The following is a 17224-nucleotide window of genomic DNA, read 5'->3' on the forward strand; positions in this document are numbered from 1 at the left end:
ACCCCCCACCCACCCGCCCCCCCCCCCCTCCCCCCCCCCCCCCCCCCCCCCCCCCCCCCCCCCCCCCCCCCCCCCGGCCGGTGAACTGCGGTGGGGGTGAAGGGGACTAGAAGCCGTACCTGCGGTGCCGGGCCGCGTAGTCGCGCAGCGCCCGCAGGAAGTCCACCTTGCGGAAGGCGGGCCAGAAAACCTCGCAGAAGTAGTACTCCGAATGTGCGCTCTGCCAGAGCATGAAGCCGGAGAGCCGCTGCTCACCGCTGGTGCGGATGACGAGGTCCGGGTCGGGCTGGCCGCGGGTGTACAGATGTTCGGAGATGAGGTCGATATCGACGACCTCGGCGAGCTCCTCGAAGCTGGTGCCCCGGCTGGCGTGCTCCAGCAGCAGCGAGCGCACCGCGTCGGCGATCTCCTGCCGACCGCCGTAGCCGATGGCGACGTTGACCATTATTCCGTCGATGTGCTCGGTGGCGTCCTCGGCCTCCTTCAGCACCGTCTGGGTGCGGGAGGGGAGCAGATCGCGGTTGCCCACGTGGTGGACCCGCCAGCGGCCGTCGGCCGCGAGGTCGCGCACCGCGCCCTCGATGATGCCGAGCAGCGGTACCAGTTCTTCCTCGGGGCGGTCCAGATTGTCGGTGGAGAGCATCCAGAGCGTGACGACTTCCACGTCCGTCTCGTTGCACCAGCCGAGCAGCTCCTGGATCTTGCTGGCTCCGGCCTTGTGGCCCTGCTCGGTGGTCCCGCCCGCCGCGCGGGCCCAGCGGCGGTTTCCGTCGAGGATGACGCCGATGTGCTTGGGCACCTGGGCATGGTCGAGGCGGCCTTCCACCCGGCGTGCGTAGAGCCCGTACACCAGGTCGCGCAACTTCACGTCTTCCAGCCCCTCAGTGCCTCGCATGGCTCGCCATGGCAGTCCGCCCCAAGGCCGACACATTACTGCGGGGCGGCTGGGCTGGCTAACCGGGCGGCCGGACAGCGTCGCGTCCGGCCGCCGCGTCCCTCCGGGGCGAGCGGTATAGGGTCACCTGTTCCCACCCCCGGACCTGGGACGACGCCCTGTGAACGACATCCACGCCCCGTACCGCGCCGCCGAGAGCCGCTACGACACCATGAGCTACCGGCGGACCGGACGCAGCGGGCTGCTGCTGCCCGCCCTCTCGCTCGGCCTGTGGCACAACTTCGGTGACGACACCCCGCGCGAGACCCAGCGCGCCATCCTGCGCCGCGCCTTCGACCTCGGGGTGACCCACTTCGACCTGGCCAACAACTACGGGCCGCCCGCCGGATCGGCGGAGACGAACTTCGGCGAGATCTTCGCGCGCGACTTCCGCCCGTACCGCGACGAGCTCATCCTCTCCACCAAGGCCGGCTACCGGATGCAGCCCGGTCCGTACGGCGAATGGGGCTCGCGCAAGTACCTGCTGTCCTCCCTCGACGCCTCGCTGCGCCGGATGGGCGTCGACTACGTGGACATCTTCTACTCCCACCGCTTCGACGCGAACACCCCGCTCGAGGAGACGATGGGCGCGCTGGCCGACGCGGTCCGGCAGGGCAAGGCGCTCTACGTGGGCGTCTCCTCCTACAGCGCCGCCCGCACCCGCGAGGCCGCCCGGATCCTGCGTGAGCTGAAGGTGCCCGCCCTGATCCACCAGCCCTCGTACTCGATGATCAACCGCTGGACGGAGGACGACGGACTGCTGGACACCCTCCAGGACGAGGGCATGGGCTGCATCTGCTTCGCGCCGCTCGCCCAGGGACTGCTGACCGACAAGTACCTGGCGGGCGTCCCCGAGGGGTCGCGCGCCGCTCAGGGCAAGTCGCTCGACCCGGCACTGCTCACCGAGGACACCGTGCGGCGGCTGCGCGGACTGGACGCGATCGCCCGGCGGCGCGGCCAGACGCTGGCCCAGCTCGCCCTGACCTGGGTACTGCGCGATCCGCGGATGACCTCGGCGCTCAGCGGGGCGTCCAGTGTGCGGCAGTTGGAGGCGAATGTCGCCGCCCTGGAGGGCCCCGCCCTCACCACGGAAGAGCTGGCCGAAATCGATTCCCTCGCACAGACCACCGAGGGTGTGAACATCTGGGCGGCCCGCAGCGAGTCGTAACGCTCAGTGATCAACTTTGTGGGTTCCGTCAACCGGGCGACCGCCCGCCGGACCCCGCGAGCCCCGTAATAGAGCGGGCCGGTCCGTGGGGGGGGAGTACGGACCGGCCCGAGGGGGGGTTTCCACCATAACCCTTTGTGAGGGGATGTCCATGCATCGGCGAGGGTGACAATCAGCGCGGCGCTGACGTCATCCAGCCCCCAGGGCCCCCAGTACCAACCCGGCGCACGCCCCCAGGATCATGCAGGGGCCGAACGCCATGGCCGTTTCGCGCCGCGCCCGCCGGGTCATGACCAGGGCCGCCGCCGCGAGCGAGCCCAGCAGCAGCCCGGCGAGGGCGCCCATCAGGAGCACGTCCCAGCCGTACCAGCCGAGCGCGATCCCCAGCGTCAGCGCCAGTTTGACGTCGCCGAACCCCATACCGCTCGGACTGATCAGGAACAGCACCAGATACGCCCCGCCCAGTACCGCACCGCCCAGCAGCGCCCGCGGCCACGACCCGGCGCTGTGCGGCAGCAGCGCCGCCGCGCCGAGCAGCGCCGCGGCCCCCGCCGCCATCGGCAGGGTCAGGACGTCCGGCAGCCGGTGCACCGCCAGGTCCACCCCGGCGAGCAGCACTCCCAGCGGGGTGAGCAGCAGCCACACCGCCAGCTCCGGCCGGGCGCCGACCGCCGCCGCCAGGGCCGCGCACACCACGGCGGTGAAGACCACCGCGACCGCGGTACCGCGACCGCCGTCCCATATGCCGCCCCCGCAGTCCGGGCAGCGGGCCGGGCCGAGCCAGCCGCGGAGCGGACCGGTGAGCGCGTGCCCGCGCGGGCACACCGCGCGCCAGGGCTCGTCCGGTTCGACGGCCAGCCGGTGGAGGGGCCGGGGCAGCAGTGCCCCGGCGGCCGCGCCGTACGCGGCGGCGAAGGCGGTCAGCAGCGGATGCACGGCCCGAGCCTACGGAAGGCCGACCCGGGTGGAACACTGCACCGGAGGGGCGGAAAGGGGCGCGGCATGGGGCACGAACCGCACGGGGCGGACGGGGCGGGCCCGTTGCGGGACGGCACCGGGAGCCTGCGGGTGGCCGGGGGCGCCGACGGCGTCCCGCTGCTGATCGCCGCCTCCTGGCGGGCCCGCTCCCGCGGTCTGCTCGGCCGGGACGGGCTGACCGGCGCGATCCTGCTCACCCCCGCCGGCGGGGTGCACACCTTCCGGATGCGGTTCGCCATCGACGTCGCCTATCTGGACCGGCGGTTCACCGTGCTGGCCGTGCACACCCTGCGGCCCGGCCGGCTGGGGCGGCCCCGGCTGCGCGCCCGCCACGTCCTGGAGGCCGAGGCGGGCGCGATGGAGCGCTGGGGGCTGCGCCCGGGAGTGCGGGTGAGCGTACTGCCCGGATCTTCTCCGGCCCACCCGCCTTCGCTACGCTGAGTCCCGGTGTCATGGTGAGGGCACATCCCCCGGCCGAGGCCGGGGGCGACGCGTTGGACGAGGTAGAGGTACAGGGGTAGGGGTAGCACGTTGACGACGACGGGCAAGATTCTGCGGTTCGACGAGTTTCGCGGCTACGGCTTCATCGCGCCGGACGACGGCGGCGAGGACGTCTTCATGCACGCCAACGACCTCCTGGACGAGAAGCACCTGTTCCAGCCCGGATCCAAGGTGCAGTTCGTCCCGGAGTACGGGGACAAGGGCCCCAAGGCGTCCGAGGTCCGCATCGTCGAGCGCGCCGCCGGTCCTTCCGTGGCACGGCCGGTGGGCCCGGACACCGGTGACGACACCATGTGCGACGTGCTGTCCGCCGCCGAGTTCCGCGCCGAGCTGACCGAGGCCCTGGTCGAGGTGGGCGGCAATCTGACCGCCGACCAGATCAAGCAGGTCCGGCGGAGGATCATCGAACTGGCCCAGGCCCACAACTGGATCGAGTCCTGACCGACCGGTCACCGGCCCGTGTCGGACCCGCTGTCACCGCCGCCCCGGCTCCGCCCGGCGCGGCGGTTCGGCTTTCCGGGCGCGGGCGCCGGTCAGTGCTGAGGTGGGGGCGGGGGCGGCAGGGAGCCCAGACCGGGCGCCGGGGCGGGCCACACCAGCAGTACGGCGCAGGGCGCGTGGTCCACCACGAACCGGGTGGCATGTCCCAGACTGTGCGGCCCCAGCCGGTCGCGGTCCCCGTCCCGGGCACAGACCAGCAGATCGACGCCCTCGGCCGCGCGGACCACCTCGTGCTCGACCCGGCCGTGACGGTGCAGCCGGACGGCGGGGCGGTCCAGCCGCGCGGCGGCGGCCTCCAGCAGATCGGCCGCCGCGGTCCGGGCGAGCTCCTCCATCCGGTCACCGGGGTCGCGCTCGGGGTGCCCGCGGCCGAGCAGCCCGGCGAAGGCGGCGTGGGCGGCGCCCGCGATCTGGTCATCGGTGACATGGAGCAGCCGGACCTCGACCTCCCCGGTCCCGCCCGGGGGCAGCTGCGCACGGGCGGCGTCCACCGTGGACCGCCAGGTCCCCTCGGTGATCCAGATCAGCGCGATCACGGTTCGCTCAGCCTCCGGTGCTCATCAGCATCGCCCACAGGGCCACGGTCGCGGCCACCACCGTGGCGGGCACGGTGAGCAGCCCGAGACGGGTGAACTCGCCCAGACCCGCGTCGGCGTCCGCGTCGTGGTGGCGGACGATACGCCGCCACAGCAGGGTGGCCAAGGAACCCACATAGGTGAGGTTGGGGCCGAGGTTCACCCCGATCAGCACCGCGAGCACCGGACCCGGTCCGCTCTCGGCGGCGATCGGCAGCAGGGCCAGCACCGCGGGCAGATTGTTGATCAGGTTGGCCAGCACCGCCGCCACCGCGGCGACGCCGAGCAGCGCGGGCAGCCCCGTGCCGCCGGGCAGCAGCCGGGCCAGCCAGTCCTCCAGACCGCCCGCCAGCACGGCCTGGACCACCACCCCCAGTGCCAGTACGAACAGGCAGAACAGCGGCCCGGCCGCGTCGATCAGCCCCCGCACCGTGGCGGTGCGCCGCCGCAGCGCCCGCACCGCCAGGACCAGCGCGCCCGCCCATGCCGCCCACGCGGGGTCGAGGCCGACGAGGGAGGTGCCGACGAATCCGGCCAGCGTCAGCAGCAGCACGGTCAGGGCGAACCGCGGCACCCGCGGCCAGCGGTCCGGCGGCGGCTGGGAGGTCCCGGCCGCCAGATCGGCGGCGAAGAAGCGGCGGAAGACGAGGTACTCGATGGCGATGGTCAGCAGCCAGGCGGGCGCCATCAGCACCGCGAACCGGGTGAAGGACAGTCCGCTGGCCTCCAGGGCCAGCAGATTGGTGAGGTTGGAGACCGGCAGCAGCAGGGAGGCGGAGTTCGCCAGATGGGTGCAGGCGTACACATGCGGCCGGGACCGGGCGCCCAGCCGGGTCGCCGTCGCGAACACCACCGGGGTCAGCAGCACCACCGTGGCGTCCAGGCTGAGCACCGCGGTGACCACGGCCGCGACCGCGAACACCCCGCCCAGCAGCCGGTCGGTGCGGCCGGCGCAGGCGCGGGCCACCGCCTGGCCCGCCGCGTCGAACAACCCCTCGTCCGCGCAGATCTGGGCCAGCAGCAGTACGGCCGCCAGGAAGCCGACGACGGGCAGCAGACTGCGGGTCTCCGCCCACGCCTGCGCCGGTGAGACCGCCCCGACGGCCACCACCAGCGCGGCGGCGGGGACGGCGGCGACGGCCTCGGGCCGGCCCCGGGGCCGCACCACGGCGAACGCCAGCACACCCAGCAGCAGGACGGCGGCGAGGCAGGTGGACACGACGGTGCTCAGGGCGGACTCCCCGCATGGCTCCTGACGGACTGCGCACGGGCGGCGGCGGGCCCCCGCGGGCGGTGATGGACGCCCCCATCATGCGCCACGGCCGGGCCGCACCGCCGGGGACGGGTCGACGGCCCGGTGACCGGTCAGCCCGTACGGGGGAAGCTCACCTCGACCCGCCGGTTCTTCTTGCGGCCTTCCTCGGTGGCGTTGTCGGCGATCGGGTACTGCTCGCCGTAGCCGCGGATCTCGTAGTTGACGGAGGTGTCCAGACTGCCGGAGAGCTTGCGCTGCACCGCGTTGGCCCGCTTCTTCGACAGGGTGTCACCGTGGGCCGAGGAGCCGAGGTTGTCGGTGAAGCCGAAGACCCGGACGGTCTTCGCCTTCTGCTTCTCGATCTCCCCGGCGATCTCCCTGATCCGGGCGGTGGCCGCACCGCTCAGCTTGGCGCTGTCCTTGCCGAACAGCACCTCGGCCTGGAGGGCGAACTTCACCTTCGCGTTGGTGTCCTCGCGCCGCTCGTCGCCGTTGTCCGTCTCCACCACGGACTTGATGTCCAGCACCCGGCCTGGGGCCAGCCGGGCCCCCTCCGGCATCCGCAGATCGGGGTCCGAGCTGTTGATCTTGACCGGGGGCGTGGTGTCCGCGGGAGCGCCGGGGCCGGTGTCGGCCCGGGCCGCGGGAACGGGCGCGGCGGTCACCCACAGCGCGGCCGAGGCCAGGACGGCGAGGGCGGGACCGAGGCGCACGGCGACGGGCCGGGGCGGACGGGACGTCACGGCGGGGCTCATCCGGAGAGCTCGATGCTGACGGACGGCATCGTGGGGATCTGGAAGTCGACTTCCTTGACGTCCTTGGGCGGAGCGGGGAACTGGGCGAACACCGGGCGGCTCTCATTGGGCTTGATACCGGAGAGTCCGGTGGTGCACAGGCACTGGCCGTCGGTGTCCCGGAGCACCAGATAGCGCTTCTTGCCCGCCTCGTCGACGAGGGAGGCACCGGAGAGGGAGGAGCGGGACGTGGCCAGCTCCGCCTCGGTCGAGCGCCAGTCGACCGGGGTGAACAGCATGTCCCCGTGGTTGGTCACGGTGCCGCTCACCGTGACGAAGCCGCCGCCGTCGCGCACCGCGGAGTGCAGGGTGACGACGATGTCCTTCGGCCCCTTCATCTCGCCGATGGACTTCGACGAGTCGGCCGCGGGCTCCTGCTCACGTCCCTCGTCCTCGGAGGCGGTGGGCTTCTGTGGGGAGCCGTCGTCCGGCTTCTTCCCGCTGTCGCCGTCACCGCTGCCGCATCCGGCCACGGCGAGGGCCAAGCCCGCGACGAGCGCCGCCGCGGCAGCCCCCCTCCGGGCCTTCGTCGTGTGCCGCATGCTCATCGCTCGCTGTCCTTCACTCGGCTACTCGGGGTCGCGTGGTGTGCTCGTCAATCGGCAAGGTGCACGGAGAAGAGGTCTTTGGCGTCGGGGAAGAGGTCAGGGTGGGCCGGATCGATCGTCAGGTCCGCGCCGTCACAGCGGAGATCGACGGCGGGCTTGTCGTCCTCCCCGTCCTCCCCGTGCCCGTCACCGCCCTCGCCGCCCTCGTCACCGTCGTCGCCCTCGTCGTCTTCGGCGGGCGGTTCGGTCGTGGGCGTGGGACCGGGGGTGGGTGAGACGGCGCACCGCGGGCTGACCACCGCCTTGGCCCTGGCCTTCGCGTGCTGTCGCTCGGTACCGGGGATGACGGTGTCGCCCACCGGCTCACGCGTCCTGACCGTGACGGTGAAGGAGGTGGGCAGATAGCCCGGGGTGCATCCGGTGACCTCCGCGTCGTTCTTCCCCGCGAACCACCCGGCCTGCTCACAGGCGTTCCCGGCGCCGAGTCCCCGGCCGTTCAGCAGATCGTCCCAGGCGCCGCCGTCCACGATCGCCTTCAGCAGTTCCTCGCGCAGCCGGTCGCGGTAGTCCTGGCCCGCGGCGAGTGCCGCCGCATCGGCGGCGGTCTGACCGCCGTTGCGCGTCGCACCGGCCTGGCCCACCGCGAAGAGGGCGAGTGCCAGGAAGAGCAGGCCCGCCACCGCGGTGATGTAGAGGGGGAACGCCTGCCCGGCGTCGCTCCTGAGGTCTCTGCGGGCTGTCACGGGGCCGGTCAGATGCCGACGACCTGAGCGATCTTGTCGGAGATCGCATTCGCGATCATGCTGCCGAAGTCCGTGGTCGACAGGACCAGGACGATGGCCACCACCACGGCGATGATTCCCAGGTATTCGATCGAGGTCTGCCCCCGGTCGTTCCCCACAGCACGCTTCCCCATCGTGTTCCCCTCCATGGGCTGCCGTCCCACTCTGGTCCGGCGACTCAACCCCCGTGGCGTCGCTCGCGACAGGAGCAAAGTACGCCGAAACACCGGCCGGGGAACAGTGCCTCACGCTCCGTTGCCTTCCCGATGCCCCGCGTTCGAATCGCGCCCGCGCGCCGCGGCCGCCACGGCTCATCCGTCTCACCCCCTCCCGGCCCGGGGAGCCGTCACCCGACGACTGTCCCACACCCGATTGCAACCGCGAAGGGCATTCATCCAATTGTGCGGTCAGTCCCCGGTGACCGAGCCGAAGTCCGTGCCGGAGCCGATGAAGAACCCGGCCACGAGCAGCACCATCGTCCCCGGCACCATGAAGGTGGTGATGACCATGGTCGCCTTCGGCACCGCCCGGGCCGCCCGGCGGCGGGCGTTCTGGGCATCGGTACGGCGCATGTCGTTCGCGATGGCGATCAGTGTCTCGACGATCGGAGCGCCCAGTTCCTCGCCCTGCTGAAGCGCCGTGACGAACTGCGCGACCTGCTCCGAGTCATTGCGTTTGCGCAGTTCCTCGAATGCCTGGCGGCGACTGACGCCCATGTCCATCTGACGCAGGGTGATGCGGAGTTCATCCGCCCACGGGCCCTCGTACTTCTCCGCCACCCGGTCCAGCGCCTGACGGAAGCTCAGCCCGGCGCTCACCACGACCGCCAGGACGTCCAGGAAGTCCGGCAGGGTCCGCTCGATCGCGTCCCTGCGCTCGCGGACCGCCGCCCAGATGCCGACCTCGATCCAGAACAGCCCGAACGCCACCAGCACCAGCGCCAGCAGAAGCTGTCCCTTCATCAGCATCACCAGCGCGCCACCGAAGCCGAGCGCGCCGTAGACGGCCCGGCGGGCGGCGTAGCGGTCCACCGTCAGACCGCCCGGATTGCCCGCCAGATCGATCCGGCGGCGTACCCTCGCCACCCGCTTCTCGCCCATCAGACGCAGCACCAGCGGCGCGTAGCGCATACCGAGCCGGTCGACGGCCGAGCCGACGGCCGTGGTGCGCGTCGCGCCGACCTCCAGCGCCACCGCGAGGTCGGCGGGCAGTTTCGCCTCGCTGCGGTACAGCGCGACGCCGTAGGCGGCACCCGCCACCGAGAGCCCGGCCGCCAGCGCCAGCAGCAGTCCGATTGCCATGATCCGGTCCGCTCCTCTTCCTTCCGTCCTCAGACGTCGATCTTCGACATACGACGGATGAGGAAGAAGCCGATCCCATAGAGGGCGAAGGCCACGACCACCGCGGCCTGGCCCCAGAAGGACGAGGTCATCCGGTCCAGCGAACCCGCCGAGATCCTGTTCATCAGCAGCAGCGTCCCGATGCCCATCAGCGGGACGACATAGGCGGTCACGGTCACCTGGGAGAGCTGGGTGCGGACCTCGCGCCGGGTCTCCTTCCGCTCCTCCAGTGTCTGGGTGAGGTTGCGCAGCGAGGTGACCACCGCGCCGCCCGCGCGGTTGGACAGCACCAGGGTGGTGACCAGCACCACCAGTTCCCGGGACGGCAGCCGCCGGGCCAGCTCCTCCAGCGCGTCCTCGATCGAGTGACCGACGGCCAGTTTGGCGGCCACCTTGGCCAGCTCCTCGCCCGCCGGGGCCTCCATCTCGTCCGCCGCCATCGCCAGCGCGGTGCGCAGCGCCAGCCCGGCCTGGGTGGCGTTGGCCAGGATCCGGGACAGCTCGGGCAGCTGGTTGATGAACCGTTCGATACGCTTCTGGCGCTGCCAGTTGAGGTAGGCGAAGGCGGCCCAGACCGCGATCACCGCGGCGATCGGTCCGAAGAACGCGGCCAGGAGCGAGGCCGCGACCACCCACAGTCCGGCCGCCGCGGCGGCCGTGTAGACCACGAACTCCGCGGGTGTCAGCTCCAGACCGGTCGCCGCGAGCCGCAGCTCCAGCCGGCTCCCGGCCGAGGTGGTGCGCAGCCGCCGGTCCAGCCCGGCGAAGCGGCGCGCACGGCCGGAGGGAGCCTCGGGTCCCGCGTCCGACAGCCGGTCGATCAGGGCGCGCTGCTGCTCCTTGCCCCGGGCGTACGCATGCGCCCCCGCGACCCCCAGCGCGCCGCACACCAGCGTCGCGCCGAGCGCCACCGTGGCCAGACGGTCCATGCCCGGCTACCTCCGTTCCCTCGGGTCGTACGCGGAGCGGTCGAACACGGCGCCGCGGGTGGTGAGCTGGGCCGGGAAGGCGGCCACCCCGAACGCGGGCGGCACCGACTCGTTCGCCATCCGCAGCCGCTCCGCGATCCGCTCCGGCAGCGGGTAGTACCCGAACCTGCCGTGCACCACGCGGTCCGCGGCCATCGGCTCGGCGTCGAACCGGCAGACCGTGGCGATGCGGTACTCCTCGTGGCCGTGGCTGTCGAGCAGCGCGATCTCACTGATCCGCCGTGATCCGTCGGCGTGCCGGACGAGCTGGACGATACAGTCCACGGCGCTGTTGATCTGGTCGCGCAGCGCCTCGTACGGAATGGCCACCTCCGACATCGAGGCGAGGGTCTGGAGCCGCATCAGCGCGTCCTCGGCGCTGTTGGCGTGGACGGTGGCCAGCGAGCCGTCATGTCCGGTGGACATGGCCTGGAGCATGTCCAGCGTCTCACCGCCGCGCACCTCGCCGACGATGATCCGGTCCGGGCGCATCCGCAGTGAGTTGCGGACCAGGTCGCGGATGGTGATCCGGCCCTTGCCCTCGACATTCGGCGGCCGGGACTCCAGCCGGATCACATGCGCCTGCTGGAGCTGGAGTTCGGCGGCGTCCTCGACGGTGATGATGCGCTCGCCCTCCGGGATCAGCCCGGAGAGCGCGTTGAGCAGCGTGGTCTTCCCGGAGCCGGTCGGTCCGGAGACCACCACGTTGCATTTGGCCCGCACCAGCGCTGACAGCAGGAGCAGCATCTGCTCGTCCAGCGTCCCCATCCCGATCAGCTCGTGCAGGGTGTAGGCGCGGGGGAAGCGGCGGATGGTGAGGGTCGCGCCGGTGAGCGCGAGCGGCGGGATGATCACGTTGACCCGCTCCCCGGACGGCAGCCGGGCGTCGACCATCGGGTTCGACTCGTCCACCCGGCGGTTGACCGTGGAGACGATCCGCTCGATGGTCTGCATCAGCTGCTCTTCCGAGGCGAACCGGACCGGCACCTGTTCCACCCGGCCCGCCCGCTCGACGAAGATCTGGTCCGGTCCGTTGACCATGATCTCGGTGATGGAGGCGTCCTCCAGGAGCGGTTCGAGCACCCCGAGCCCGAGCGCCTCGTCCACCACCCGGCGGATCAGCTGCGCCCGTTCGCCGGTGGACAGCACCGGGCCCTCACGGCTGATGATGTGCCCGAGCACCCGCTCCAGCCGGGTACGGCGCTCGGCCGCGGCGAGCGAGGACATCTCCGCGAGGTCGATCTCCTCCAGCAGCTTGGCGCGGTAGACGGGGACGAGGTGCCCGTCCTGGCGCCCCTCTCCCTCACCGGGCCGCTCGGGCACGGTGATACGGGCCCGCAGGCTCATCGGTCCCCTCCCCCGGCCACCGCGCCGCCGATGTCGTCCGACCCGTCGTCGCAGGGCATCGTGGCGCTCCTCCTGGCACTGCCGAAGTCGAACCCGGGGATCACGGAGGGGATCTCCACGGTGGCGGTGGCCGATGCCTGACCGCCTCCGCAGCCACCGCTGCTGACGTCCGCGCCATCGGCCAGCCAGCCGCTCATCGCCGCCTGTCCGGCCGCGGCCGGACTGGTCCGCGAGGTGTCCAGCGACGCGGTCCGCGCCGCCGCCCGCGCCGCGGTCCCGGCCTGCTGCGCGGTGTACGCGGCGAGCCCGAGCTGCACGGCGGCCAGCGCGACGATGAGCAGCACCGGCAGGAACCCGAGGAACTCGATGGACGCCGATCCCTCGTCCCGCCGCCGTGTGCCGCTGAGGCGGTGGCTGGGCACGCCACGGATGCGCCCGGCCGCGCCGCCGGCCGCCCGGCCAGGCGGGCGGGACGGCTGCGCCGACGGCCCGGCGGCCGACGGGCGCGGACCGTCCGCGGGCCGTGGCGCGGCGGCGCGCCGGGCGCCCTCCCACGGTCCGCTCTCCGCCGCCGGGCCCGCGGAACCCACGACTCCACCGGGCGCGGGACCGACGGACAGGGGCGCAGCCACACGGTCACACATCGCCGCCGCGCCGTGCGCGGGACCTGCCACCAGCGCCCCCGACGCGCGGTCACCTACCGCCGCCCGCACCGCCCCCAGGCTCCCGGAACCCACGGCGCCACCGTGCCCCGCACCATCGGCGGGGCATACCACCGGCCCGGCGGGCGCGCGGCTACTCATCGCCGCCGGCCAGGGTGGATTCGTCGGTCGCGCCCGCCGTGCCGGTGACCGTCCAGGGGAAGTCGGCGGCGCCGGGGAAGAGGACGGGGACCTTCAGGCTGACCGTGGAGGTGAACAGGCCGTCGGCCCCGGCGCCGCAGGAGATCGAGGAGCCACCCCGCCAGGCGCCCGGAAGGTCCTTCTCGGCGGCGGACCGGCAGGCGGCCGCGCCGCCGCCGTCGGCGGCGCCCGCGCGGGCGCCCTTGTCGGCGGAGTTGCCCGCCAGCGAGTAGGTGTAGCCGACGAGGACGAACTGCCAGATCACCGCGAGCACGATGAGGGCCAGCGGGAGGACACCGAGGAACTCGACGGTGACCTGGCCGCGGTCACCGCGCTTACGAAGGAAGGATCCGGTCGTGGACGAGGACGGCGGGACCTCGCCCAGCGCCTCCGGACCGGTGTCCGATCCGGCACCGGCGCCCGGACCGCCCGCCCCGCCCGCCCCTATGGCACGGCGGCGCCGGAGCCCCGGCAGGGTGCGCTCACCGGACCCGGCCGCGTGGCCGCCCCGGTGGGCGCCGCGGCGGCCGCCACCGCCGCTCCCTCCCGGGGCCGCGGACGCCGCGTCGACCAGGCCGAGTTCCCCGGCCAGCCCCCACAGCGCCTGTCTGACGGCCGACTTGGCGTCCAGATCCTGCATCCGGCCCGAGTCCACGGCGGGCTGGAGTTCCTTGAACCCGGCGGGGATCGCGGTACGCGCCACCGTGGTACCGGTGGCCCGCGCGACCAGCTGCGGCTGGATCTCGGCCTGCCGGGTGTGCCGGTTGACGACGGTGACCGTCTCCTCCGCCTTCCGCACCTGGAGCCGGTCCCACAGCCGCACCATGCGCTTGGCCGCGCGGACCGCGACCACATCCGGGGTGGTGACCAGCAGCGCGACATCGGCGGTCTCGACGACGGCCGCGCCCGCCGAGGTCATCTGGGTGCCGCAGTCCACCACCACCAGCTCGAACCGGGACCGCAGCGCCGCGATGACCTGCCGGGCGGTGCGGTCGGTCACCTCCTCGCCGCGCTCCCCCTCGGCGGGGGCCAGCAGCAGCCCCAGACCGGTCGGGTGGGTGAAGACCGCGTCCTGGAGCACCCGTGGGGAGATGTCGGTGATCTGCGCCAGGTCGGCGATCGACCGGCGGAACTGGACGTCGAGGTAGGAGGCGATGTCGCCGGACTGGAGGTCGAGGTCGACGAGCGCGACCGTACGGCCCGCGGCCCGCGCGGCCAGCGCCAGCTGCACGGCGGTCACCGTGGTGCCGACGCCGCCCTTGGCGCCCGTCACCGCGACCAGCCGTCCGCCGGGGCCGGTGGCCAGGGTGTCCCCGCCGCCGCCGAGGTGGCGCCGGACCCCACCGGCCCACTGGGCGGCGCCGTGCACCCGCGCCGCGAGTTCGTCGTAGGACAGGGGTATCCCGGCGATACCGCGGGCCCCGGCGTCCATCGCGGCCGAGTACAGCGCGGGTCCGGCGTCCGCCGTCACCAGCACCACACCCACCGCGGGGAAGCGGAGCGCGATCTCCCGGATCACCTCCAGCGCGGGGGCCGGGCCGATGCGCTCATGGACGAGGACGACCTCCGGCAGCTCCTCCAGGGAGGCGGCGGCCAGCGCGGCGAGGGTGTCGAGCAACCGGGTCGAGTCGTCCACCGGCGCCGACGGCTCGACACCGGGCAACTGGCCGAGCAGCCCGCCGAGGGAGCGGGCGGCGTCGGGGTCGCCGACGGCCGGCAGAATTCTGATCGTCACCGCGGCACCTCCTCACTTACTCATTTGTCGCCGTCGAGGGTGTAGCTGCGGTCGCCGGGCGCTATCGGACCGTCCCCGCCGGGGGCGACCAGCGCGAGCCGCACATGCGAGGCGAAGGACTCGGCGTAGGCGACCCGCTGCGCGTTCTTGGTGTCGAGCGCGAAGGTGATCGGTACGGCCTTGTCGACACGCCGTTCGTCGTCCTGGTCCGGCTCCAGCGCGGTGAGTTCACCGACGTCGATGACCCGGGCGCCCGCGACGATGAGCTTGGAGACCGGTTCGTCGCGCTGTCCCTTGCCCTCGAAGGTGGCGTAGATGTTCACCTTCGCCCCCGGGTTGATCTTTCCCGCGACACCCGTCGCCGCGTCGATCATGATGGCGATCTCCTGCTGCCCGGCCTTGAGGGCGGGACGGTTCACGATCATGTCGTCCTGGAGCAGCGACCCCTTGTGCAGCGGAGTCACGGCTATCTTGCCGCGGATGTCGTCGAGGTCGGTGACGGCGGTGGACGGCACCCATCGCTCCGGCATGGAGACCTTCTCGAACTGCCCGGTGTCCAGGGTCTGGTAGGCGGGAACGTCCGAGGTCAGCTTGTACGCGGTGGTCTCGGGCCCGACCTTGGACTCCACGTCGTCGATGACGGAGAGCACCCCGGCGAACGCGCCGACGGCGCACAGGACCGACAGGAGCAGCAGAACGACTCCGCGGCGCTGGCGTGAATTCATGGGACGGACAACCTCGTTCGGGGACGCGGGGACGCGGGGACGTTAGCTGCTGGTCAGGGCGGGCCGGTGGGCCGGGATCAGGGCGGCGGGGATGTCATCGCCGCGTGCCACCGGCGCGGAGCAGAACGCACAGCGGTCCCCGATGAGTTCGAAACCGCACCAGTGGCACTCCTCCCGGCGCACCGACGCCACGAGCTGGTAGAGGACGGACAGGTCGGGGATGGCCGCCGCGAACTCGATCAGCTTCGGGGTGCCCCACCAGCGGGCGGCGTCCGGGGAGGGCTCCACCAGCTCCACGTCCCGGATGCCCCAGGCGGGTGCGAGGGCGCCGGTGACCCAGTCCTCCCGCCCCGCCACCGAACCGTCCCGGTGCCCATGGCTGTTGAGTGTCCCGGGGGCGACCGTCATCCGGGTGCCGTACGAGGGGGCGGGCAGCACCCCGTCCGCCCCGGCCTTCACCAGCCGTGGGGTGGGGTGGGCGAGCACCGCGAAATGGGTGCCGGGCAGCCAGGACTTGACGTGCGAGGTGAGCCCGACCGGCACCCGGTCCAGCCGGGCGACGCTGCCGAGCAGCGCACCGGCGTGGATGTAGTGGGCCAGCAGCCGGGCCGCGCAGGCGAGCACTCCGGGGCTGAAATCGGAGAGCGAGAGCTGGCGGAGCTGACGGGCCAGCACGGCCACGGCCAGCGGCGGGAGTTCGAGGGGAACCAGCGCCATCCGGTCGCTCTCCAGGACGGCGCGCAGGGTGTGCAGTCTGCGGATGACGGGCGGCGGGGTCGCGGCGGGATAGAGCACGACCAGATGGCCCTGCCGGTCCAGCAGCGCGGTGACCTCGGCGAGCGCGTCGTCGAGCGGCTGCTCCCGCGGCGGGCGGAGCACAACGGCCGACGGGGTCTGCCCGTCGGGCGGCGGAAGCACCAGCTCGCGGCCGGTGACTGCTATCGCGGTGGGCACGTCGGCTACCCCGTCTCACATCGGCACCGAGCGGCCGCGGCCGCAGGTCGTTACGCCGGTCCTGGTGCATCGTCACTTTATCCACGAAAGCCGCGTGAGAGAACAGTTCCTCTGCGTTACGGCCACCTGGTTCGGTGGTGTGCCGCGCATTCCCTTGACAACCCAATTGGTCTGAACCAACTTGTACGGCACGCCTCAGGGGCCCCTGGACGCGCACTCGCACCACCTCCCCCCATCCCCCACGTATGGAGGCTGTCGTGATACGCGCACGGTTCGGGAAGAGGCTGATCGGCGCGGCGGCCGCGGTCGCCCTCGGCGCCGGAGGACTACTGGCGTCCGGCACCGCCGAGGCGGCCGGGGCACATCACGCGGCGGCCGTTCCCGCCCACGCCGTCACCGGCTACTGGCAGAACTTCGACAACGGCGCGACCGTGCAGAAGCTGGCGGACGTGCCCGGCGACTACGACATCATCGCGGTCGCCTTCGCGGACGCCACCGGCTCGCCCGGCGCCGTGGACTTCCGTCTCGACCCGGCCGTCGGTTATGGCAGCGAGCAGGAGTTCAAGGACGACATCAAGGCCGAGCAGGCGGCCGGGAAGTCGGTCGTCCTCTCCGTCGGCGGCCAGAACGGCACCGTCTCGGTCAGCGACGACGCCTCGGCGAACGCCTTCGCCTCCTCGATCACCGGACTGATGGACGAATACGGCTTCGACGGTGTGGACATCGACCTGGAGAACGGGCTCGACGCCACCTATATGACCCAGGCGCTCCGGGCGATCCACGACAAGAAGAGCGATGTCGTGGTCACGATGGCACCCCAGACGATCGACATGCAGTCTCCGTCGAACGCCTACTTCAAGACCGCCCTGGGCATCAAGGACTTCCTGACGGTGGTCAACATGCAGTACTACAACAGCGGTTCGATGGTGGGCTGCGACGGCAAGGTGTACTCCCAGGGCTCGGTGGACTTCCTCACCGCCCTCGCCTGCGTCCAGCTGGAGAACGGACTCGACCCGTCACAGGTCGGCCTGGGCGTCCCCGCCTCCCCGCGCGGCGCGGGCTCCGGCTATGTGGAACCGGGCGTGGTCAACGCGGCGCTGGACTGCCTCACCAAGGGCACGGGCTGCGGCAGCTTCAAGCCCTCCCGGGCCTACCCGGGGATCCGGGGCGCGATGACCTGGTCCACCAACTGGGACGCGGCGAACGGGAACGCCTGGTCGAAGGCGGTCGGCCCGCACGTCCACGGGCTGTAGCCCCGGTCCGGTCCGAGGTGGTCC

General features: G+C 72.5%; 19 protein-coding genes. 4 read left to right on the forward strand and 15 right to left on the reverse strand.

Annotated elements, in window-relative coordinates; genetic code table 11:
* Positions 1–106: 106 nt before the first annotated feature.
* Positions 107–868: an isoprenyl transferase gene (locus AC07FT_RS03430; RefSeq protein WP_254738713.1), complete on the reverse strand. Its 762-nt coding sequence runs from the start codon at positions 866–868 to the stop codon at positions 107–109.
* A 238-nt stretch (positions 869–1106) separates the two neighbouring features.
* On the opposite strand from AC07FT_RS03430, the gene mgrA reads away from it, so the two are divergent.
* Complete coding sequence (gene mgrA / locus AC07FT_RS03435) at positions 1107–2102, forward strand: L-glyceraldehyde 3-phosphate reductase (RefSeq protein WP_479173957.1); 996 nt, start codon at positions 1107–1109, stop codon at positions 2100–2102.
* A 189-nt stretch (positions 2103–2291) separates the two neighbouring features.
* Here mgrA and AC07FT_RS03440 read toward each other — a convergent pair whose 3' ends face one another.
* Positions 2292–3038: a prepilin peptidase gene (locus tag AC07FT_RS03440; RefSeq protein ID WP_479173622.1), complete on the reverse strand. Its 747-nt coding sequence runs from the start codon at positions 3036–3038 to the stop codon at positions 2292–2294.
* Positions 3039–3104: 66 nt separating this feature from the next.
* Between AC07FT_RS03440 and AC07FT_RS03445 the strand changes: the two genes are divergently transcribed.
* Both AC07FT_RS03445 and AC07FT_RS03450 read left to right on the forward strand, forming a co-directional pair.
* The gene (locus tag AC07FT_RS03445) at positions 3105–3521 is read left to right on the forward strand and encodes a DUF192 domain-containing protein (protein WP_479173624.1); all 417 of its coding nucleotides are present in this window, start codon (positions 3105–3107) and stop codon (positions 3519–3521) included.
* Positions 3522–3611: 90 nt separating this feature from the next.
* Positions 3612–4022 (forward strand): cold-shock protein, encoded by a 411-nt coding sequence (locus AC07FT_RS03450; protein WP_471194166.1) that lies wholly within the window; start codon positions 3612–3614, stop codon positions 4020–4022.
* A gap of 92 nt (positions 4023–4114) precedes the next feature.
* Here the strand turns inward: AC07FT_RS03450 and AC07FT_RS03455 are convergent, their stop codons facing one another.
* The 13 genes from AC07FT_RS03455 to AC07FT_RS03515 all read right to left on the reverse strand — a co-directional run bounded on the left by AC07FT_RS03455 (position 4115) and on the right by AC07FT_RS03515 (position 15947).
* The gene (locus tag AC07FT_RS03455) at positions 4115–4618 is read right to left on the reverse strand and encodes a universal stress protein (RefSeq protein WP_479173626.1); all 504 of its coding nucleotides are present in this window, start codon (positions 4616–4618) and stop codon (positions 4115–4117) included.
* A gap of 7 nt (positions 4619–4625) precedes the next feature.
* Entirely contained in the window at positions 4626–5876 is a 1251-nt protein-coding gene (locus AC07FT_RS03460; protein ID WP_479173627.1) for an SLC13 family permease, read from the reverse strand.
* 146 nt (positions 5877–6022) lie between these two features.
* Complete coding sequence (locus AC07FT_RS03465; RefSeq protein WP_479173629.1) at positions 6023–6667, reverse strand: OmpA family protein; 645 nt, start codon at positions 6665–6667, stop codon at positions 6023–6025.
* On the reverse strand, positions 6664–7254 hold the full coding sequence (locus tag AC07FT_RS03470; RefSeq protein ID WP_432010554.1) for a hypothetical protein: 591 nt from the start codon (positions 7252–7254) through the stop codon (positions 6664–6666). The genes AC07FT_RS03465 and AC07FT_RS03470 overlap by 4 nt, the downstream gene beginning before the upstream one ends.
* Before the next feature lie 47 nt (positions 7255–7301).
* Entirely contained in the window at positions 7302–7997 is a 696-nt protein-coding gene (locus tag AC07FT_RS03475) for a pilus assembly protein TadG-related protein (RefSeq protein WP_479173631.1), read from the reverse strand.
* 8 nt (positions 7998–8005) lie between these two features.
* Positions 8006–8170: a hypothetical protein gene (locus tag AC07FT_RS03480; protein ID WP_432010552.1), complete on the reverse strand. Its 165-nt coding sequence runs from the start codon at positions 8168–8170 to the stop codon at positions 8006–8008.
* 273 nt (positions 8171–8443) lie between these two features.
* Positions 8444–9337: a DUF5936 domain-containing protein gene (locus AC07FT_RS03485; protein WP_432010551.1), complete on the reverse strand. Its 894-nt coding sequence runs from the start codon at positions 9335–9337 to the stop codon at positions 8444–8446.
* 29 nt (positions 9338–9366) lie between these two features.
* Positions 9367–10305, reverse strand: coding sequence for a type II secretion system F family protein (locus AC07FT_RS03490; protein WP_479173633.1), 939 nt, complete (start codon positions 10303–10305; stop codon positions 9367–9369).
* 6 nt (positions 10306–10311) lie between these two features.
* Positions 10312–11691, reverse strand: coding sequence for a TadA family conjugal transfer-associated ATPase (locus AC07FT_RS03495; RefSeq protein ID WP_432039668.1), 1380 nt, complete (start codon positions 11689–11691; stop codon positions 10312–10314).
* Positions 11688–12113 carry a TadE/TadG family type IV pilus assembly protein gene (locus AC07FT_RS03500; RefSeq protein WP_479173635.1) on the reverse strand — a complete coding sequence of 142 codons (426 nt, stop codon included), beginning with the start codon at positions 12111–12113 and terminating at the stop codon, positions 11688–11690. The genes AC07FT_RS03495 and AC07FT_RS03500 overlap by 4 nt, the downstream gene beginning before the upstream one ends.
* A gap of 373 nt (positions 12114–12486) precedes the next feature.
* Positions 12487–14268, reverse strand: coding sequence for a CpaE/TadZ family protein (locus AC07FT_RS03505; protein WP_479173636.1), 1782 nt, complete (start codon positions 14266–14268; stop codon positions 12487–12489).
* A gap of 20 nt (positions 14269–14288) precedes the next feature.
* Positions 14289–14993: a Flp pilus assembly protein CpaB gene (gene cpaB / locus AC07FT_RS03510; RefSeq protein ID WP_479173638.1), complete on the reverse strand. Its 705-nt coding sequence runs from the start codon at positions 14991–14993 to the stop codon at positions 14289–14291.
* 42 nt (positions 14994–15035) lie between these two features.
* Complete coding sequence (locus AC07FT_RS03515; RefSeq protein ID WP_471194186.1) at positions 15036–15947, reverse strand: hypothetical protein; 912 nt, start codon at positions 15945–15947, stop codon at positions 15036–15038.
* Positions 15948–16192: 245 nt separating this feature from the next.
* Here AC07FT_RS03515 and AC07FT_RS03520 point away from each other — a divergent pair, with 245 nt between their 5' ends.
* Positions 16193–17200, forward strand: a complete 1008-nt coding sequence (locus tag AC07FT_RS03520) for a chitinase (protein ID WP_479173640.1) — start codon at positions 16193–16195, stop codon at positions 17198–17200.
* The last annotated feature ends 24 nt before the right edge of the window (positions 17201–17224 follow it).

This window comes from Streptomyces sp. NPDC045899 (assembly GCF_056431485.1).